The sequence below is a fragment of the Thermomonas aquatica genome, assembly GCF_006337105.1.
Classification (GTDB): Bacteria; Pseudomonadota; Gammaproteobacteria; order Xanthomonadales; family Xanthomonadaceae; genus Thermomonas; species Thermomonas aquatica.
Genome location: NZ_CP040871.1, coordinates 1,995,941 through 2,015,000 on the forward strand (window position 1 = coordinate 1,995,941; position 19,060 = coordinate 2,015,000).

17 protein-coding genes and 1 pseudogene are annotated in these 19,060 nt (G+C 69.2%); 8 read left to right on the forward strand and 10 right to left on the reverse strand.

From position 1 onward, the window contains the following. Window positions 1-97 precede the first annotated feature (97 nt). The gene (speA, locus tag FHQ07_RS09450; RefSeq protein WP_139716567.1) at window positions 98-1,987 is read left to right on the forward strand and encodes an arginine decarboxylase; all 1,890 of its coding nucleotides are present in this window, start codon (window positions 98-100) and stop codon (window positions 1,985-1,987) included. On the opposite strand, the gene FHQ07_RS09455 is transcribed toward speA, so the two are convergent. From FHQ07_RS09455 to radC, 6 genes are all read right to left on the reverse strand, one after another. Further along, window positions 1,960-2,454, reverse strand: a complete 495-nt coding sequence (locus FHQ07_RS09455; protein ID WP_139716568.1) for a DMT family transporter — start codon at window positions 2,452-2,454, stop codon at window positions 1,960-1,962. The two genes, speA and FHQ07_RS09455, sit on opposite strands and share 28 nt — an antisense overlap. Window positions 2,455-2,467: 13 nt before the next feature. Next, window positions 2,468-3,217, reverse strand: coding sequence for an SDR family NAD(P)-dependent oxidoreductase (locus FHQ07_RS09460; protein WP_139716569.1), 750 nt, complete (start codon window positions 3,215-3,217; stop codon window positions 2,468-2,470). 51 nt (window positions 3,218-3,268) lie between these two features. Then, on the reverse strand, window positions 3,269-3,640 hold the full coding sequence (locus tag FHQ07_RS09465; protein WP_139716570.1) for a hypothetical protein: 372 nt from the start codon (window positions 3,638-3,640) through the stop codon (window positions 3,269-3,271). 62 nt (window positions 3,641-3,702) lie between these two features. Next, entirely contained in the window at window positions 3,703-4,467 is a 765-nt protein-coding gene (locus FHQ07_RS09470; protein ID WP_139716571.1) for an SPOR domain-containing protein, read from the reverse strand. Beyond that, entirely contained in the window at window positions 4,467-6,155 is a 1,689-nt protein-coding gene (argS, locus tag FHQ07_RS09475) for an arginine--tRNA ligase (RefSeq protein ID WP_139716572.1), read from the reverse strand. The genes FHQ07_RS09470 and argS overlap by 1 nt, the downstream gene beginning before the upstream one ends. A 72-nt stretch (window positions 6,156-6,227) precedes the next feature. Further along, window positions 6,228-6,902: a RadC family protein gene (gene radC / locus FHQ07_RS09480; RefSeq protein ID WP_139716573.1), complete on the reverse strand. Its 675-nt coding sequence runs from the start codon at window positions 6,900-6,902 to the stop codon at window positions 6,228-6,230. A gap of 99 nt (window positions 6,903-7,001) precedes the next feature. Between radC and coaBC the strand changes: the two are divergent. From coaBC to FHQ07_RS09495, 3 genes and pseudogenes are all read left to right on the forward strand, one after another. Beyond that, a pseudogene (gene coaBC, locus FHQ07_RS09485) lies at window positions 7,002-8,230 on the forward strand (bifunctional phosphopantothenoylcysteine decarboxylase/phosphopantothenate--cysteine ligase CoaBC). Next, window positions 8,230-8,688: a dUTP diphosphatase gene (gene dut / locus FHQ07_RS09490; RefSeq protein WP_139716574.1), complete on the forward strand. Its 459-nt coding sequence runs from the start codon at window positions 8,230-8,232 to the stop codon at window positions 8,686-8,688. Before coaBC ends, dut begins: the two are co-directional and overlap by 1 nt. A 14-nt stretch (window positions 8,689-8,702) precedes the next feature. Then, window positions 8,703-11,021, forward strand: coding sequence for a phosphomannomutase/phosphoglucomutase (locus FHQ07_RS09495; RefSeq protein ID WP_139716575.1), 2,319 nt, complete (start codon window positions 8,703-8,705; stop codon window positions 11,019-11,021). A 33-nt stretch (window positions 11,022-11,054) separates the two neighbouring features. Here FHQ07_RS09495 and FHQ07_RS09500 read toward each other — a convergent pair whose 3' ends face one another. Both FHQ07_RS09500 and pyrE read right to left on the reverse strand, forming a co-directional pair. Next, window positions 11,055-11,762 carry a hypothetical protein gene (locus FHQ07_RS09500; protein ID WP_139716576.1) on the reverse strand — a complete coding sequence of 236 codons (708 nt, stop codon included), beginning with the start codon at window positions 11,760-11,762 and terminating at the stop codon, window positions 11,055-11,057. A gap of 45 nt (window positions 11,763-11,807) precedes the next feature. After that, window positions 11,808-12,470 (reverse strand): orotate phosphoribosyltransferase, encoded by a 663-nt coding sequence (gene pyrE / locus FHQ07_RS09505; protein WP_139716577.1) that lies wholly within the window; start codon window positions 12,468-12,470, stop codon window positions 11,808-11,810. Between the two features lie 92 nt (window positions 12,471-12,562). Here pyrE and FHQ07_RS09510 point away from each other — a divergent pair, with 92 nt between their 5' ends. From FHQ07_RS09510 to FHQ07_RS09520, 3 genes are all read left to right on the forward strand, one after another. Further along, on the forward strand, window positions 12,563-13,366 hold the full coding sequence (locus tag FHQ07_RS09510) for an exodeoxyribonuclease III (protein ID WP_139716578.1): 804 nt from the start codon (window positions 12,563-12,565) through the stop codon (window positions 13,364-13,366). Then, window positions 13,363-14,652: an AmpG family muropeptide MFS transporter gene (locus FHQ07_RS09515; protein WP_240703460.1), complete on the forward strand. Its 1,290-nt coding sequence runs from the start codon at window positions 13,363-13,365 to the stop codon at window positions 14,650-14,652. Before FHQ07_RS09510 ends, FHQ07_RS09515 begins: the two co-directional genes overlap by 4 nt. Before the next feature lie 70 nt (window positions 14,653-14,722). After that, window positions 14,723-14,980 carry a hypothetical protein gene (locus FHQ07_RS09520; RefSeq protein WP_139716579.1) on the forward strand — a complete coding sequence of 86 codons (258 nt, stop codon included), beginning with the start codon at window positions 14,723-14,725 and terminating at the stop codon, window positions 14,978-14,980. A gap of 28 nt (window positions 14,981-15,008) precedes the next feature. On the opposite strand, the gene FHQ07_RS09525 is transcribed toward FHQ07_RS09520, so the two are convergent. Beyond that, window positions 15,009-16,136: an anhydro-N-acetylmuramic acid kinase gene (locus FHQ07_RS09525; RefSeq protein WP_139716580.1), complete on the reverse strand. Its 1,128-nt coding sequence runs from the start codon at window positions 16,134-16,136 to the stop codon at window positions 15,009-15,011. Window positions 16,137-16,176: 40 nt separating this feature from the next. After that, a complete protein-coding gene (locus FHQ07_RS09530) occupies window positions 16,177-17,646 on the reverse strand; it encodes a M23 family metallopeptidase (protein ID WP_139716581.1) in 1,470 nt (489 codons plus the stop codon). A 166-nt stretch (window positions 17,647-17,812) separates the two neighbouring features. Between FHQ07_RS09530 and tyrS the strand changes: the two genes are divergently transcribed. Then, window positions 17,813-19,027, forward strand: coding sequence for a tyrosine--tRNA ligase (gene tyrS, locus FHQ07_RS09535; RefSeq protein WP_139716582.1), 1,215 nt, complete (start codon window positions 17,813-17,815; stop codon window positions 19,025-19,027). Window positions 19,028-19,060: the final 33 nt, after the last annotated feature.

Genomic DNA, 19,060 nt, shown 5'->3' on the forward strand with positions numbered 1-19,060 from the left:
GGGTTACCGCCGTGACCGCGGGCTGAAGCGCCTGCGGCCCCCGCCGGCCGCAAGCCCTACAATGCGCGTCCTCCCTGGTTCCGCCGGTGCCGCGCAGATGTCCGATTGGTCGCTCGATCTTGCCCGCAAGACCTATTCGATCCCGCACTGGTCGGAAGGCTATTACGAGGTCGATGGCGGCGGACGCATCGCGGTGCGTCCCAAGGGCGCCGCCGGTCCCGCCGTGGCGCTGCCGGACGTGGTCGATACGGCCATGGCGCAGGGCGCCAAGCTGCCGATGCTGGTGCGTTTCCCGGACGTGTTGGGCGACCGCCTGGGCAAGCTGCAGGCCGCGTTCGCGCAGGCGCAGAAGGACTGGGACTACCCGGGCGGCTACACCGCGGTCTATCCGATCAAGGTCAACCAGCACCAGGGCGTGGCCGGTACCCTGGCATCGCACCATGGCGAGGGCTTTGGCCTGGAAGCCGGCAGCAAGCCGGAGCTGATGGCGGTGCTGGCGCTGAGCCGGCCCGGCGGCCTGATCGTCTGCAACGGCTACAAGGACCGCGAATACATCCGCCTGGCGCTGATCGGCCGCAAGCTGGGCCTGCAGACCTTCATCGTGATCGAGAAGCCCTCCGAGCTGAAGCTGGTGCTGGAGGAAGCGCAGGCCCTCGGCGTGCAGCCGGGCCTGGGCGTGCGCATGCGCCTGGCCAGCCTCGGCGCCGGCAAGTGGCAGAACAGCGGCGGCGACAAGGCCAAGTTCGGCCTCAACCCGCGCCAGCTGCTGGACCTGTGGAAGCGCCTGCGCGACGCCGGCATGGGCGACTGCCTGCAACTGCTGCATTTCCACATGGGCAGCCAGATTTCCAATGTGCGCGACATTGCCAACGGCATGCGCGAGGCCACCCGCTACTTCGTCGAGCTCAGCAAGCTTGGCGCGAAGATCACCCATGTGGATGTGGGCGGCGGCCTCGGCATCGATTACGAAGGCACGCGTTCGCGCAGTTACAACTCGGTCAACTACGGCATCCACCATTACGCGTCGAGCATCGTGCAACCGCTGGCGGAAGCCTGCGCGCGCGAGGAACTGACGCCGCCGCGCATCGTCACCGAATGCGGCCGCGCGATGACCGCGCACCATGCGGTGCTGGTCACCAACGTGTCGGAAGTGGAGAAGGCACCGGAAGGCCGCGTGCCCGACGTGCACGAGGACGAATCGCATCCGGTGCGGCAGTTGCGCGAACTGCACGACGAGATGGGCCAGCGCCCGGCGGTGGAAGTCTTCCACGAGGCCGCCTCCGCCCACGCCGAGGGCCTGTCGCTGTACGCGCTCGGCCAGATCGACCTCACCCAGCGCGCGCGCATCGACGACCTGTTCTACGCCATCGCCCACGCGGTGAAGGCGCGCCTGACCTACGACGAGAAGAGCCACCGCGACCTGCTCGACGAACTCAACGAGCGCCTGGTCGACAAGTACTTCGTCAACTTCAGCGTGTTCGAGTCGATGCCGGATGTGTGGGCGATCGACCAGGTGTTCCCGATCGTGCCGATCGAGCGCCTCGGCGAGCAGCCGACCCGCCGCGGCATCATCGCCGACCTGACCTGCGACTCCGACGGCAAGATCGACACCTACGTCGAGAACGAAGACCTCGACAGCTCGCTGCCGCTGCACGAGCTGCGCCCGGGCGAGCGTTACCGGCTCGGCTTCTTCCTGGTCGGCGCCTACCAGGAGATCCTCGGCGACATCCACAACCTGTTCGGCGACACCGACGCGATCGAGGTGAAGCTCAACGGCGACGGCTACGCGATCACCCAGCAGCGCCGCGGCGACACCACCGACGTGATGCTGGATTACGTGGGCTACAAGCTCGACGACCTGCGCCGCCGCTACAAGGCGCTGGTCGGCGCCGCCGACCTCGGCAAGGGCGAGGCCGAACGCCTCAACGAAGCGCTGGAACGCGGCCTGACCGCCTACACCTACCTCAGCGACGAACCGTTGGAGTGAGCGCTGGCGGGTTTCGCCGGCGTGCGCCACGGCGCCACCACTAGCAGCACGCCGACCAGGACTAGCAGGGCGCCAAGCAGGCGCATCCAGTCCACCGGCTTGGGCGCCTGCAACACGCCGAACTGGTCGAGCAGCAGCGAGGCGGTGACCTGGCCGAGCACCGCCAGGCAGATCATCCCGGCCGCGCCGATGCGCGGGACCAGCAGGGTGAAGCAGGCCACGTAGATCGCGCCGAACACGCCGCCGGCCCAGATCCATGCGGGCAATTTCAGGCTGCCCTGCAGTGCGATCGGGGTGCGGGTGGCGAGCAGGTACAGGCCCAGCATCAGCGTGCCGACCAGGAACGAGACGAAGGCCGCGACCACCGGCCCGCCGACATGCATGCCGAGCCGCGCGTTGACCAGGCCCTGCAGCGGCAGGATCGCGCCGATCAGCACCGCCACCAGCAACGCGCCGAAGATGTTCATGCGCCGAGGCCGTTCATGTGCCGCGGTACACCTGGAAGCCGGCGAACGATTGCCGGGTCGGCATCATCTCGAGGCGGTTGATGTTGAGATGCGGCGGAAGGGTGGCAATCCAGAAGATCGTGTCGGCGATGTCGCCGGCGGTCATCGGCTCGGCGCCCTTGTACAACGTGTCGGACGCGGCCTGGTCGCCGTGGGTGCGCACCAGGGTGAATTCGGTTTCGGCCATGCCCGGTTCCAGCGCGGTCACGCGCACGCCGGTGCCGTGCAGGTCGGCGCGCAGGCCCAGCGAGAACTGGCTGACGAAGGCCTTGCTGCCGCCGTAGGCATTGCCGCCGGCGTACGGATAGGTGGCCGCGGTGGAGCTGACGTTGACGATCGCGCCCTTGCGTTCGATCAACGTCGGCAGCAAGGCATGCGTGAGCGTCACCAGCGCGGTGACGTTGGTGTCGATCATGGTCTTCCAGTCAGACAGCAGCGCGTCCTGCGCGGGCTTCGTCCCCTGCGCCAGGCCGGCGTTGTTGACCAGCAGGTCGATGCCGCGGAAGCGTTCCGGCAAGGCATCCAGCGCGGCGCGCATCGCGGCTTCATCGCGGATGTCGAAGACGGCCGGATGCAGCGCATCGCCGAGTGCGTCGCGCAGGGCCTGCAGGCGCTCCGCGCGGCGGCCGGTGGCGATCACCTGCCAGCCGGCGTCGATGAATTTTTTCGCGGCGGCGCGGCCGAAGCCGGAGCTGGCGCCGGTGATGAGGGCGGTCTTGGTCATGCCGCCGATTGTAAGCGGCACTTTGTAAGCGGCACTGCGTCGCGCGCTGGCTCAGGGCTTCTTCGCCGGCTTGCGCGGCGCGGCGGGCGCTTTCTTCACGGCCGGCTTGTCGTCCGGCTTGGCTGCCGCCGGCTTGCGCTTGCGTCCGGTCGCGGCCTTGCCGCTGGTCTTCGCCTTGGTCGCGCGATGCTTCTCCAGCATGTCTTCGGCCAGCACCACGTCCTCGGACAGGATGCCGGCGGCCTTGGCGATGGCGATGCGGGCTTCGGCCTTGTTTTCGTCGGGATTGGCCAGCAGCAGTTCGCGGATGGCCTCGCGCAATGCGGCTTCGGCGTTGCGCTTGAGGTTGGCCTTCTCGCCGCGGCTGAGCAGGGCCATCAGCGCGTCGACGACGGGTTTGATCAGTGCGCTTTCGATCGCCATGCCGGTTTCCTCTGCAGGAAGCCAGTATGCCGCGCTGCCATCTCAGGCGCCGCGACGGGCGCTCAGTTGGTCTTGACCGCCATCGCCGGCAGGCCGCCGCCGGCCAGCTTGGACTTGGCCTCGGCCAGCTCGCTGGCGCTGCCGTACGGCCCCATGCGCACGCGGTATACGGTCTTGCCGCCGATCTGCGCCGATTCGACGCGCGCGTTCAAGCCCAGCATGGCGATTTTCGCCTTCACCGTTTCCGCGTCGCCGGAGGCGCCGAACGCGCCGGCCTGCAGGATGTAGCGCGCGTCGTTCGCGACCGTGGTGGCTGGCGCGGACGTCGTGGTTGCGGTCTCGGCCGGCTTGGTAGCGGCGGTGGTGCTGTTGTCGGCGACTGGCGCTTCCATGATCGGCTTCGGCAATGCAGCCGCGTCGTCGGTGCCGGTCGACGGCTTCGCCGCTTGCGCGGCACGCGCCTGCGCATCGGCTTCGGCCTTCGCGCTGGCGGCCAGTTCGGCATCGCTGACCGCGACTTCCTCGCCCGGCAGCAGGGTGTAGAAGTCGTACTGGGTGGCCTTCGGCTTGGCGGCGTCGGCCGGCGCATTGGTGGCGACGTCCGGCGCGATCGCGTCGGCGTTCTCGTCGACCGCCGCGGGCAGCGCATCCGGGTTCGGCTTGGGGCCGATGCGCAGGAAGCCGTCGCCATCGCCACTCTTCAGGAAGCGCGGCGCGATGAGCACCGCCAGCAGCGCGATGAGGATGCCGATCACCAGCCAGGCCCAGCCGGGCAGGCCGTTGGAACCGTTGCGTCGTGCCTGGGTCTTGCCGCGTCGTGCCGCCATCACATCTTCTCCGGGGCGCTGACGCCCAGCAAATCCAGTCCGTTGGCCAGCACCTGCCGCGTGGCCAGCGCCAAGGCGAGGCGTGCATCGCGCAGGCCGGCGTCGTCCACCAGCACCGGGCTGGCGTGGTACCAGCCGTGGAAGGCATTGGCCAGTTCGCGCAGGTATTGCGCGACCAGGTGTGGTTCCAGCGTGGTACCTGCGGCTTCGACGACTTCGGCGTAGCGCGACAACTCGCGCATCAGCTCCTGCGCCGGCGCGTCATCCAGCAGCTGCAGCGAGACATCGCCGTTCGCTGCATCGTGCGCGTAACCCTTTTCGCCGGCCTGGCGCAGCAGGCTGCAGACGCGGGCATGCGCGTATTGCACGTAGTAGACCGGGTTGTCGTTTGATTGCGAACGCGCCAGGTCGATGTCGAAAGTGAGCTGCGAATCCGGCTTGCGCGCGACCAGGAACCAGCGCACCGCGTCGGCGCTGGTTTCCTCGATCAGGTCGCGCAGGGTCAGGTAGGAACCGGCGCGCTTGGACAGTTTCACTTCCTCGCCGCCGCGCATCACCGTGACCATCTGGTGCAGCACGTAATCCGGGTAACCGGCGGGAATGCCGGCATCCAGCGCCTGCAGGCCGGCCTTCACCCGCTGCAGCGAGCCATGGTGGTCGGCGCCGAGCTCGGTCACCGCGCGCTGGTAGCCGCGCTGCCATTTGCTCAGGTGGTAGGCGACGTCCGGCACGAAGTAGGTGTACGTGCCGTCGGACTTGCGCATCACGCGGTCCTTGTCGTCGCCGAAGTCGGTGGTGCGCAGCCACAGCGCGCCGCCTTCCTCGTAGGTGTGGCCGTGGGCCACCAGCTCGCGCACGGTCTCTTCCACCTTGCCGTCGGCGTACAGCGACGATTCGAGGAAATAGCGGTCGAACGACACCCCGAACGCGGCGAGGTCGGCGTTCTGCTCGCGGCGCAAATACGCGACGGCGAACTTGCGGATGGCGTCGAGGTCGCCGGCATCGTCCTTGCCGGTGACCACATGGCCTTCGACTTCGATGCTGTCGCCGCGCAGGTAGCTGGCGGCGACATCGCCGATGTAGTCGCCGTTGTAGGCGTCGGCCGGCCAGGCGTCGTCGCCGGGCTTCAGGCCCTGCGCGCGCGCCTGCGTCGAACGCGCGAGGTTCTCGATCTGCACGCCGGCATCGTTGTAGTAGAACTCGCGCTTCACGTTCCAGCCGTTGGCGGCCATGACCCGGGCGATGCAGTCGCCGATCACCCCGGCGCGGCCATGGCCGACATGCAACGGGCCGGTCGGGTTCGCGGAGACGTATTCCACGCCGACGGTCTTGCCGGCGCCATTGCCGTTGCGGCCGAACGCGGCGCCGGCGGCATGGATGTCGCGCACCTGCTGCTGCCACGCGGCTGGGGCCAGGTGGAAATTGATGAAGCCGGGGCCGGCGATCTCGACCCTGGCGACCGCATCCGTGGCCGGCAGCGCGTCCAGCAACTGCTGCGCCAGCGCGCGCGGGTTGGACCTGGCCGCCTTGGCCAGCAGCATCGCCGCATTGGTGGAGAAATCGCCGTGCGCGCGTTCCTTCGGTCGCTCGATCACGAACTCGGGCGAGGGGAGGTCGGCGGGCAGGGTGCCGGCGGCACGCAGGGCGGTCAGGCCCTGTTCGATCAGGGCGCGGAGCTGGGTTTTCACGAAGGATCGGGCAGGCGGTTCAACGGTTGCGCATTGTACGCGAGGCGGCCTCCCGGCTTGCTGAAGCAGGCCTCACACCAGCCCGCGCGCTGCCATCGACACCGGCGCGCCGTCGCCGATCACGAAATGGTCGAGCAGGCGCACGTCGACCAGCGCCAGCGCCTGCTTCAGGCGCACGGTCACCGCGCGGTCGGCGGTGCTGGGTTCCGGATTGCCGCTGGGATGGTTGTGGCCGACGATCACCGCCGAGGCGCCCTGCGCCAGCGCGCGTTCGACCAGCACCCGCGGGTGCACCTCGGCGCCGTCGATGCTGCCCTGGAACAATTCCTCGAAACCGAGCGCGCGATGGCGCACGTCCAGGTACAGCGCGGCGAACACCTCGCGCGGCCGGCCGCGCAGGCGCTGGGCGAAGTAGCGGCCGGCCGCGGCCGGATCGGCCAGCGCGTCGCCGCGCTGCAGTTGCGAGGCCAGGTGGCGTTGCCCGAGTTCCAGCGCGGCGGCCAGTGCGCAGGCGCGCGCGTTGCCGATGCCCTTCAGCCTGGTCATCGCCTTCGCATCGCGGTCGAGCAGGGCGCGCAGCGGCCCGTGCCCGGCCAACAGGTCGCGTGCGGTCGCCACCGCGTCGCGGCCGGCGGTGCCGGAACCGAGGAAGATCGCCAGCAGTTCGGCGTCGGAGAGGCTGCCGGCGCCGCGCGCCAGCAGCTTCTCGCGGGGACGTTCCTGTTCGGGCCAGTCGCGGATGTGCATGCCTGCAGGATGCTTGCGCGCAGTGACCTCCGGCATCGGCCAAATGCGTGCCTTCGGGTAAGCTGACGGCCGCCAGAGCGAGTCAGGAAACTCCGCCGCATGCAGGCTTCCATCCATCGTCCGGATTCGACCCGCGTCCTGCTCTGCGTGTGCGGCGGCATCGCCGCCTACAAGAGCGCCGAGCTGGTGCGCCGCCTGCGCGACGCCGGCTGCGAGGTGCAGGTGGCGATGACCGGCAACGCGCAGCGCTTCGTCGGCGCGCAGACCTTCCAGGCCTTGTCGCACCGGCCGGTGCGGATCTCGTTGTGGGACGAGCATGCCGAGGCGGCGATGGGCCACCTGGAGCTGGCGCGCTGGGCGCAGCAGGTAGTGATCGCGCCGGCCACGGCGAACACCATCGCCAAGCTCGCGCACGGCTTCGCGGACGACCTGGTCTCGACGTTGTGCCTGGCGACCGAAGCGCCCATCGCCATCGCCCCGGCGATGAACCATGTGATGTGGAAGCACGCGGCGACGCAGGCCAACATCACTACGCTGCAGTCGCGCGGCGTGCAGGTGATCGGCCCGAACGACGGCCCATTGGCCGAAGGCGAATCCGGGCCGGGGCGGATGGCCGAACCGGCCGAGATCGTGGCCGCGCTGCGGGGCGGCGCATGAGCGCGCCGCTCGCCGGCAAGCGCCTGCTGGTCAGCGCCGGCCCGACCTACGAGGACATCGACCCGGTGCGTTTCCTCGGCAACCGCAGCAGCGGCAAGATGGGCTTCGCGATCGCCGCGGCGGCGGCCGCGCGCGGGGCGGACGTCGCCCTGGTCGCCGGCCCGGTGCATTTGCCGACGCCTGCCGGCGTGCGCCGCATCGACGTGCGCAGCGCCGCGCAGATGTTCGATGCAGTGATGGGGCAACTCCCTTGCGATGCCTACATCGGCGCTGCGGCGGTGGCCGACTTCACCCCGCGCGCGTTCGCAGGCAACAAGCTGAAGAAGGTCCCGGGGCAGGACACGCTGTCGCTGGAGCTGGTGAAGACCCGCGACATCCTCGCCGAGGTCGCCGTGCATGCGCAGCGGCCGGGCCTGGTGGTCGGCTTCGCCGCGGAAACCAACGACGTCGCGGCCTACGCGCGCGGCAAACTCGAACGCAAGCGGCTCGACCTGATCTGCGCGAACCGGGTCGGGGTCGGCGCCACCGGCTTCGAAAGCGACGACAACGCCCTGCTGGTGCTCGGCCACGACGGCTTCGAGCGCGCGCTGGGCCCGGCATCGAAGACCGAACTGGCGGCATCCTTGCTGGACCTGGTCGCGGGCCGCCTGGCCTCGGAGGGCATGGCCTGATGCACCACGTCCTGCAGTTGAAAGTGCTGGATGCGCGCTTCGGCGCGCAATGGGAGTTGCCGGCCTACGCCACCGAACACAGCGCCGGGCTGGACCTGCGCGCCGCGCTTGAGGCGCCGTTGAGCCTGCAGCCGGGCGATGCCGCGCTGGTGCCGTCGGGACTGTCGATCCACATCGCCGATCCGGGCTTGTGCGCGGTGATCCTGCCGCGTTCGGGCCTGGGCCACAAACACGGCATCGTGCTCGGCAACGGCACCGGCCTGATCGACGCCGACTACCAGGGCCCGCTGATGATCAGCGCCTGGAACCGCGGCGCCGCGGCCTACACCATCGAACCCGGCGACCGCATCGCCCAGCTGGTGTTGCTGCCGATCGTGCGCGCCACGCTGCAAGTGGTGGATACTTTCGACCAGAGCGCGCGCGGTGCGGGCGGCTTCGGCCACACCGGCGTGCGCTGACAGGGGACGACACGATGAGCGATGGCGACAAGCGCAAGCTGAAACTGAGCCGCGAGGACTCGCTTCGGGCATTGCCGGTATTGGCGATCCTGCTGCTGTTGCTGGGCGGATGGCTGCTGTACGCCGGCATCCAGCGGATGCGCCAGGATTCGCAATTGGTCGCGTTGCAGCACGCGCGCGACGATGCCGCCAGCGCGATCAACCGGCTGCTGAAGGAAGAACAGCGCAGGATGGGGGCGCGGCTGGCGACGCCGGCGGTGCGCACCGCGCTCGCGGCCGGCGACCTGGCGGGCGCCGGGCGTGCCGTGGCCGCCGGCTGGGGCGACCTGCGCCGCAGCGAAGTGTGGCCGGCCGATCTCCAGGCCCAGTACGGCGGCTTGCCGGCGGCCGGTTTCGGCGCGCTCGCGGTCGCCGAGGCGGCACTGGCCGGCGGCAAGCCGGCGGCACGGGTGATCAAGGCCAAGGGCGAACAACGCCTGGCGCTGGCCGCGCCGACGACCGCCAAGCAAGGGCAGGTGGTCGTCTACGTGGAAATGTCGGCGACGCGCTTGCTTGCCAACATCGGCACGGTGTCGATCCCGGGCGATGCCTACCTCGCCCTGCGCCAAGGTGCCGGCAGCCTGCAGGAACGCGGCGATGCCAGCCTGTCCGGCACGGCCGAAGCGCTGGGCGCCAAGGTCGCCGACAGCGACCTGCGCATCGCCGCCGCATTGCCCGATCCGGTCGAGGTCCCGCTCGGACTGCCCGCGTTGCCGGGGCTGGCGCTGGGGGCATTGCTCCTGCTCGGCGCCGGCGGCCTCTGGTTCGTGGTGCGGCCGCGCTTGCTCGGAATCGCCGGGCCGGTGGAAGACGCGGGCGAGACCCTGGGCCAGATGCAGATCACCCCGCCCGCGGCGGAAATCGCGGACGTGGCGGTGCGCGAGGTGGTCGACACCCAGGCCGCGCCCGCGCCGGTGGCGATCGACCGCGGCATTTTCCGCGCCTACGACATCCGCGGCGTGGTCGGCGAAAGCCTGGACGCCGGGGTGGCCGAACTGATCGGCCAGGCCATCGGCTCGCTGATGGAAGGCAAGGGCCTGGACGATATCGTGATCGGCCGCGATGGCCGCCTGTCCGGGCCGGAGCTCTCCGCCGGGCTGATCGCCGGCCTGCGCAAGGCCGGCCGCAACGTCATCGACATCGGCATGGCGCCGACGCCGGTGGTCTACTTCGGCAGCTACCACCTGCGCACCGGTTGCTGCGTGGCGATCACCGGCAGCCACAACCCGCCGGACTACAACGGCTTCAAGATCGTGGTCGGCGCCGAGACCCTGGCCGGCCCCGCGCTCGCAGACCTGTATGCGCGGATCGCCGAGGACCGCCTGCACACCGCCAAGCAGCTCGGCGGATTGAGCGAGCGCGACATCGGCGAGGACTACGTCGAGCGCATCGCCGGCGACATCCAGATCGGCAAGCGCCTGAAGGTGGTGGTGGATGCCGGCAATGGCGTTGCCGGCGTGATCGGCCCGCGCGTGCTGGAGGCGGTCGGCGCCGACGTCACCCCGCTGTTCTGCGACATCGACGGCACCTTCCCCAACCACCATCCCGACCCCAGCGATCCGCACAACCTGGAAGCGCTGGCGCAGATGGTCAAGCGCCTCGACGCCGACCTCGGCATCGCCTTCGACGGCGATGGCGACCGCCTGGGCGTGATCACCCGCGAAGGCAAGAACATCTTCCCGGACCGCCTGCTGATGCTGTTCGCCGCCGACGTGCTGGAACGCAACCCGGGCGCGGTGATCGTGTACGACGTGAAGTGCACCGGCCGCCTGCCGGCGCAGATCCTGCGGCATGGCGGCAGCCCGCTGATGTGGAAGACCGGGCATTCGCTGATCAAGGCCAAGATGCGCGAAACCGGCGCCGAGCTGGCCGGCGAGATGAGCGGCCATTTCTTCTTCGCCGAACGCTGGTACGGCTTCGACGACGGCATCTACGCCGCCGCGCGCCTGCTGGAAATCCTCGACACCACCGAGCACGCGCCGGACGCGGTGTTCGACGCCTTGCCCGATGGCGTGTCGACCCCGGAGATCAAGGTCGCGGCGCCCGACGACGATCCGCACGCGTTCGTCGAGCGTTTCCGCGCCGCCGCCGCGTTCGAGGGCGCGCGCCTGTCGACCATCGATGGCCTGCGCGTGGACTGGCCGGACGGCTGGGGACTGGTGCGCGCATCGAATACCACGCCGGTGCTGGTGATGCGCTTCGACGCCGATACCAATGCGGCGATGGTGCGCATCCAGCAGGCGTTCCGCACGCAGCTGCAGGCGGTGCAGCCGGATCTGGCGCTGCCGTTCTGACCGGTCCCGTCATCCCGCGACGGGGATGGCGGCTCAACCCGCCGGCGGCGCTGGCGGGGTTTCCGGGCCCGGGTTGGGCGCGGCGGCGCCCGGCGGCGCCTTCAGCGCGCGATAGCGCGCAAGCGCATCCTGCAGTTCCGCGTCCAGCGCGGCGCGATCCAGCAGCTGCGAGGCGCGGATCTGCTGCTGGCGCAGCAACTCGGCGTGCTGGTCGCGGATCGAGTTGGTCAGCGGCCGCGGCACGATCTCGCCGGCCAGTTCCTTGTCGCTGGCCTGGCGCAGCAGGGTGAGCAGGCTCAGGCGGAGGTTGGTCACCCCCAGCGTGCTGGCCTTTAGCGTTTCGTCCAGCAATTCGGTGCGTTCGCCGTAGGCGCGGCGCAGGTCGGTCTCGGTGCCGTAGGACTCGACCATCGCCAGGTCGCGACGCTGCCGCATGGCTTCGGCCTCGGCGGCGAGCCGCGCCTGCTCCTGCGCCAGCGCCGCCTGGCTGCGTTCCGCGTCGGTCAGGGCGCGCGACACCTGGCCGGTGCGCAGTCCGCTGCGTGCGCTGATCTCGGTGCGCGCGCTGTTGGCGGCATCGGCGGGCAGGGCGTCGCCGCAGACCTTGCGGCCGCCCTCGTTCCAGCAATAGATCTTCTTTTCGGCGCCGGCCTTGGCCTGCGCGCGCAAGCCGCCGCTGCCGGCGAGCGCGGCGATGCCGATGGCGATGGCGGCGACCAGGATGCGATTGGTGTGCGGCATGACAGCCCCCTGTGGCAGTCGATGACGGTGCGTCGATGACATCGTTCAGGCGATGCCGTAGCGCGCGCGGTAGGCGAGCAGGGCATCGCGTTGGCCGACAAATTCCGCCCTTTCGCCGGTGAACGCAAGCAGGTCGTCCAGCCCGGCCACCGCGACCACGGCGATGCCCTGTTCGGCGGCCACGGCCTGGGCGGCCGATTGCGCGGCGCCTTCGCGCACGCGCTCCTGCCGGTCGAGCGCGATGACGATGCCGGCGGGCGTGCCGCCGGCGTCGGCGATGATCGCCAGCGCCTCGCGGATCGCGGTGCCGGCGGTGATCACGTCGTCCACGATGAGCACGCGCTTGCCGGCCAGCGCCGCGCCGATCAGGCTGCCGCCCTCGCCGTGCGCCTTGGCTTCCTTGCGGTTGAACGCCAGCGGCAGGTCGCGGCCGCGGCGCGCGTATTCGCAGGCCAGCGCGGTGGCCAGCGGGATGCCCTTGTAGGCCGGCCCGAACAACAGGTCGAATTCGATCCCCGAGGCGTCCACCGCATCGACGTAGCACGCCGCCAGTCCTGCCAGCGCGGCGCCGGAATCGAAGCGGCCGGCGTTGAAGAAATACGGGCTGAGCCGGCCGGACTTGAGGGTGAACTCGCCGAAGCGCAGCGCCTCGACGCGCAGGGCCAGCTGCAGGAAACGGGTGCGGTAGTCGTCGGTGGTCGCATTCATGCGGGGATTGTCCCATGCGGCGTCGGCGAAAGGAGTGTCGCGAGGAGCGGCGCATCGGCTACGCTCCGCCATCGCCAGCATTCCGGTTCCGCATGCGCATCCTCAGCTTCAACGCCAATGGCCTGCGCTCGGCGGCCAGCAAGGGCTTCTTCGACTGGTTCGCCGCGCAGGACATCGACGTGATGTGCCTGCAGGAAACCAAGGCGCAGGAACACCAGTTGTCCGATGCCGTGTTCCGCCCGCCCGGCTACAAGGCCTGGTTCAAGGACGCCAGCACCAAGAAGGGCTACAGCGGCGTGGCGATCTACAGCCGGCGCGAGCCGGACGAGGTGCGCACCGCGCTCGGCTGGGCGCCGTTCGACGACGAAGGCCGCTACATCGAGGCGCGCTTCGGCAACCTCAGCGTGGTGAGTTTCTACATCCCCTCCGGCAGCTCCGGCGAACTGCGCCAGGGCTTCAAGGAAGAGGTGATGGCCTGGCTCAGGCCGATCCTCGACGGTTGGCTGGCCAGCGGCCGCGAGTACGTCCTGTGCGGCGACTGGAACATCGTCCGCGCCCGCAACGACATCAGGAACTGGACCGGCAACCAGAAGAATTCCGGCTGCCTGCCGCACGAGCGCGCGTGGCTGAACGGGATGATCGCCGATGCCTGCGGCGACGGCCTCACGGCCGCGCCCGCAACGGGCTGGCGCGACGCCTTCCGCGTCGCCAAGCCGGACGCGGTCGAGTATTCGTGGTGGTCGCAGCGCGGCGGCGCGCGCGCCAACAACGTGGGTTGGCGGATCGACTACCAGTTCGCCACGCCCGGCATCGCCGCGCGCGTGGCCGAGGCGACGATCTTCCCCGAGCCGAAATTCTCCGACCATGCGCCCTGCCTCGTGGAGTACGCCGAATGAGTGACGACAAGCCCGCGAAGCCCTCCGCCTGGCGATCGTTCGGCCAGCCCGCCGCCGGCACGATGTTCTTCTTCGGCTTCTCCTCGGGCCTGCCGTTCCTGCTGGTGGCCGGGACGCTGGCGTTCTGGCTGAAGGACCACGGCATCGTGCTGAAGGAGATCACCATGATCGCCAGCGCGGGCATGCTGTATGCGCTCAAGTTCCTGTGGGCGCCGTTGCTGGATCATTCGGAGTTGCCGGGGTTTCGCCGCCTGGGCCGTCGTCGGGGCTGGTTGCTGGCCGCGCAGCTGGGCGTGATCTCTAGCCTGTTGCTGATGGCGTTGATCACGCCGTCGCAGCTGGGGGCCTTCATCGCGGCGACGCTGGCGGTCGCCTTCTTCGGCGCCACCCAGGACATCGCGGTGGATGCCTATCGCATCGAGATCGCGCCGGTGGACGCGCAGGGCGCGCTGGTGGCGACCTATTCGCTCGGCTACCGGATCGGGTTGATTCTGGCCGGCGCGTTCGCCGCGATCATGGCCGACCACATCGCCTGGCCGCTGGTCTACGCATTGATGGCGGCGGCGATGTTGATCCCGGTTGTCGCCAACTTGCTGGCACGCGAACCCGCCGTGCACCGCGCTTTGCCGGCGAACTGGGGCGAGGCGATGACGCATGCGGTGGTCGATCCGTTCGCGGATTTCTTCCGTCGCTACGGCGTGCCGCTGGCGCTGACCATCCTGGCCTACATCCTGCTGTTCAAGGTGCCGGAACAGGCCACGATCGGCGGCATCATGAGCCCGTTCTACCTGGACCAGGGGTTCAGCAAGACCGAGATCGGCTCCATCACCAAGCTGTGGGGCGTGTGGGTGGGCATCCTCGGCGTGTTCTGCGGCGGTGCGCTGGTCTCGCGCTGGGGTGCGTGGAAGTCGCTCGGGCTGATGATGCTGGTCTGCGGCAGCTGCAACTTGCTATACCTGCTGCTGATGGTGCACAAGGGCGATCTGCTGGTGCTGACCGCGGTGATTTCCGCCGAGAACTTCACGCTTGGCATGCTTGGCCCGCCGACGGTGGCGTTCCTGTCGGCATTGGTGAACCGCGAACACACCGCCACCCAGTACGCACTGCTCAGTTCGCTGGTGAACATGCCGGGCAAGATCCTGGGGTTCTTCGCGGGCGGCATCGCGACGGCAACCGGCTACGGCATGTATTTCGTGATCACGGTGCTCGCGCTGATCCCCGCGGCGCTGCTGTTCGTCTACCTGACGCCGAAATTGCGCGAGCGGGTGTTCGTCGACAGCCCCTGAACTTGCCCGCCGGCGCCGGTGTGGGGTAGATAGGCGTTGCGTTCCCCCGCGCAGCAAGGAAATCCCTGTCATGACCGACCTCACCATCCACAACATCCGTCCCAAGCTCGACGAACGCCTGCGGCGCCTTGCCGACCTTCAGGGCTTCACCGTCGATGAAGTGGCGATCGAAGCCCTCTCGATCGGCGTCGATGCCATCGAGGACCGGGTGCGCAAGCACCTGCTCAACACCCGCGAGCAGGTCGCGTTGAAGGAAGCGATCGACCAGATCCAGAAAGTGCCGGATGCCGCCTTCGGCATGATCGGCAAGCTGCCGCCGCGCGGCTGACCCGGCCGGCGAGATCAGGCCGGCGAGATCAGGCCGGATAGACCGCGCCGAGCGCCCGCGGACCGGCGGCGCCGGTGACCGCAGGCAGGTTGCCGGGCCGTCCCGCCAGCGTTTCCCGCGCCAGCCAGGCGAACGCCATCGCCTCGGCGAAATCCGGATCCAGCCCGTGCGCGGCGCTGGATTCCACGGCGACGCCGGGCAGCGCATCCGCCAGGACCGCCATCAGCACCGCGTTGTGCACGCCGCCTCCGCAGGCGATCACCCGCTGCGTCCGCGGTTGTGCCGCGCGCAACGCATCGGCGATCGTGCGCACGCTCAGCGCCAGCAGGGTGGCCTGCACATCGGCGGGGGATTCGTCGCCTCGCAGTTTCGATTCCACCCAGCCGAGGTGGAACTGGTCGCGGCCGGTGGATTTCGGGGGCGGCAGCGCGAACCATGGCTCGTCCATCAGGCGGACCAGCAATGCATCGTCGACCCGCCCCTGCGCCGCGAACGCCCCGCCCGCGTCGTAGGGCGTGCCGGCATGGCGCAGGCACCACGCGTCCATCAATCCGTTGGCGGGACCGGTATCGAACCCGCGCACCGCGCCATTCGCGGGCAGCAGGGTGAAATTGGCGATGCCGCCGAGGTTCAGCACTGCGCGGTCTTCATCGGGCGAATGCAGGGTCGCGGCATGGAACGCCGGCACCAATGGCGCGCCATGGCCGCCGGCGGCGACATCGCGACGGCGGAAATCGGCGACCACGCGCACGCCGCAGCGTTCGGCGATGGTCGAGGGATCGCCGAGCTGCAGGGTGAAGGGCAGCTCGCCGTGCGCGCGATGGCGCAGGGTCTGGCCGTGCGAGCCGATCGCTTCGATGCCGCCGGATGCCACCCCGCTTGCCTCGATCGCCGACTGCGCGGCCTGGGCGAATGCGCGGCCGATGCGCACGTCGAGTTCGCCGACTTCGTCGAGGGTGAGCATCGCCGCGCGCTGGCCGAGCTCGACCAGCCGCGTGCGCAGCGCGGGATCCCAGGGATAGGTGCGGCCGAAGGCCAGCGCGGGGCGCGCGTGCGGCGCGTCGCCGGCGAAGCGCACCAGCGCGGCATCGATGCCGTCGGCGCTGGTGCCGGAAATCAGGCCGAGGAAATACCGGTCGGGAACGGGGTTCGACATGCGATGCAGTATCGCATCGGGTCGGCGCCGCAAGGCCGGGTCAGCCCTTCTTGTTGCGCTTCGGCCCGTTCTTCGCCGCGTTGTCGATGGTGGCGACGCGCGAACCGTCGTCGAGCTGGAACACCACGTCCTCGACCTCGCGGATCTTGTCCAGCGCTCGCCGGGTTTCGTTCTTGAACGCCACCAGCGCCGCGCCGTTCAGCGGTTCCGGCGGCGGCAGGGTCATCTTCAGCGGGTTCATGTGCACGCCGTTGACGCGGAATTCGTAGTGCAGGTGCGGACCGGTGGCGAGGCCGGTGGCGCCCACGTAGCCGATGATCGTGCCCTGCGCCACGCGCTGGCCGATCCGGATCCCGGCGAAGCGCGACATGTGCCCGTACAGGGTGGTGCGCCCGCCGCCGTGGTTGAGGATCACCGCGTTGCCGTAGCCGCCCTTGCGGCCGACGAATTCGACGCGGGCATCGCCGGCGGCCTGGATCGGGGTGCCGGTGCCGGCGGCGTAGTCCACGCCCTGGTGCATGCGGAAGCGGCCGAGGACCGGGTGCCGGCGCCCGCCGAAGCCGGAGGTCAGCCGCGCATAGGGAATCGGCATGCGGATGAAGGGGCGCTTCAGCGAGCGGCCGTCCGGGGTGAAGTACTCCGGCTTGCCGTTGCGCAGGTAGCGGAACGCGCTCTTGAGCTGGCCGTCGACGGTGAAGGTCGCCGCCAGCACCGGCCCGGTGCTGGCCAGCTGCCCGTTCTTCCAGGTCTGGTCGACCACCACGCTGAAACGGTCGTTCGGGTCCAGGTCCGAATCGAAATCGATGTCGTACTTGAACATCTCGTCGGTCAGCTGGTCCAGCTGCGAGCTGCCCAGGCCCAGCGCGCGCGCCGAGGCGAACAGCGACTTGCCGACTTCGCCGCTCAGCACCACGGTGCGGGTGGTGATTTCCTGCGGCACCGCGCGCTCGCGCAGCGCATTGCCGTCGAACTCCAGTTCCACCGGTTCGTCGCCGATGCCGGGTGCGGCCTCGATCCGCATCGCCCGCACGCTGCCGTCGGCGGGCAGGTTGAAACTCAGCGAGGTGCCGGGACGCAATTTGCGCAGCGCCGGCTTGATCTTCGGGTGCTGCATCACCGTCGCGAGCTGGTCGTACGGGATGCCGAGTTCGTCGAACACCCCGCTCAGTGTCTGCCCCGGCTTCAGCGTCACCGATTGCCAGCGGTCGGCGTTGTCCTTGTGCAGGCGCAGCTGCGGCAGCGCCAGCGAGAGCGTGGTGCGTTGCGTGTTCGGCGCGACGTGCATGGCCGTGGAGAAGCCGGGCACGATCGCGGCGAGCAGCGCCCCCATGGTCGCGAACAGGCTTGCATGCGCCCAGTGGCGGCGGGTCCAGCGGCCATTGAATGCCTGCGAGAGACGGGGAGCGGCCGCATCGTGCGCGGCGGAGGCCTGGGCCCGTTCGAGGTTTTCGCGCAACACGGCATCATGGGTGGCGCTTGCCGTCGAAAGGCCGGCCGTCGGATCCGTCATGTGCTTGTTCCCCGCTGTGACGAACGCGTCAAGGCGGTACCATAATCATGCGAAAAACATGCGTCAACTCATTGAATAGCCGAATGTTTTTGGATTTCACAATTTAACGCTACTTTAACGATCCTTTACCGAATGCGGTCACAGTCCGGCCGCCAGCGAGACTTACGTGACCGATTTGCAACACGCCATCGACCTGATCGCCCGCGGCAGCGACGAAATCCTCAAGCGCGAGGAGCTGGAAGCGCGGCTCAAGCTGGGCCGCCCGCTGCGGATCAAGGCCGGCTTCGACCCCACCGCGCCCGACCTGCACCTCGGCCATACCGTGCTGCTCAACAAGATGCGGCAGTTCCAGGACCTCGGCCACCAGGTGATTTTCCTGATCGGCGACTTCACCGGGATGATCGGCGACCCCACCGGCAAGAACGTCACCCGCAAGCCGCTGACCCGCGAGGACGTGCTGGCGAACGCGAAGACCTACGCCGACCAGGTGTTCAAGGTGCTGGACCGCGACAAGACCGAGGTGCGCTTCAACAGCGAGTGGTTCGGCGCGATGACCGCCGCCGACATGATCAAGCTGGCCGCGCAGCACACCGTGGCGCGCATGCTGGAGCGCGACGATTTCGCCAAGCGCTACGCCGCGCAGCAATCCATCGCCATCCACGAATTCCTGTATCCGCTGGTGCAGGGCTACGATTCGGTGGCGTTGAAGGCGGACGTCGAACTCGGCGGCACCGACCAGAAATTCAACCTGCTGATGGGCCGCGGCCTGCAGGAACACCACGGCCAGCCGGCGCAGATCGTGTTGACCATGCCGTTGCTGGAAGGCCTGGACGGCGTCAACAAGATGAGCAAGTCGCTGCACAACTACATCGGCATCGACGAGCCGGCGATCGACATCGTCACCAAGACGATGAAGATCGGCGACGCGCTGATGTGGAAGTGGATCGACCTGCTCAGCTTCGAGATCGGCGTCGACGAAGCCAAGGCGCTTGAGCGCGATATCGAAGGCGGCGGCCTGAATCCGCGCGACGTGAAGCTGCGCCTGGCGCGCGAGCTCGCCGCGCGTTTTCACGGCGATGCCGAGGCGGAAAAGGCGGTCGCCGGCTGGCATGCGGCGGTGCGCGGCGAAGGCGATGTGTCGAACCTGCCGTTGCAGGAAATCGGCGTGCCGGCCGAGGGTCTGCGCATCGCCGCATTGCTGGTTGCCGCGGGCCTGATGCCCAGCAATTCCGAAGCCAACCGCAAGCTCAAGGAGCGCGCGGTGCGCGTGGATGGCGAGGTATTCGAGGACGCGGCGCGGGTGTTTTCGCCGGGTTTCGAGGGCGTGATCGCCGTCGGCAAGCGCAATTTCGCCCGGGTGCGCCTGCGCTCGGATGGCTGAAGTCGCACGTTTGCGCATTCAGCCTCTTGCGGC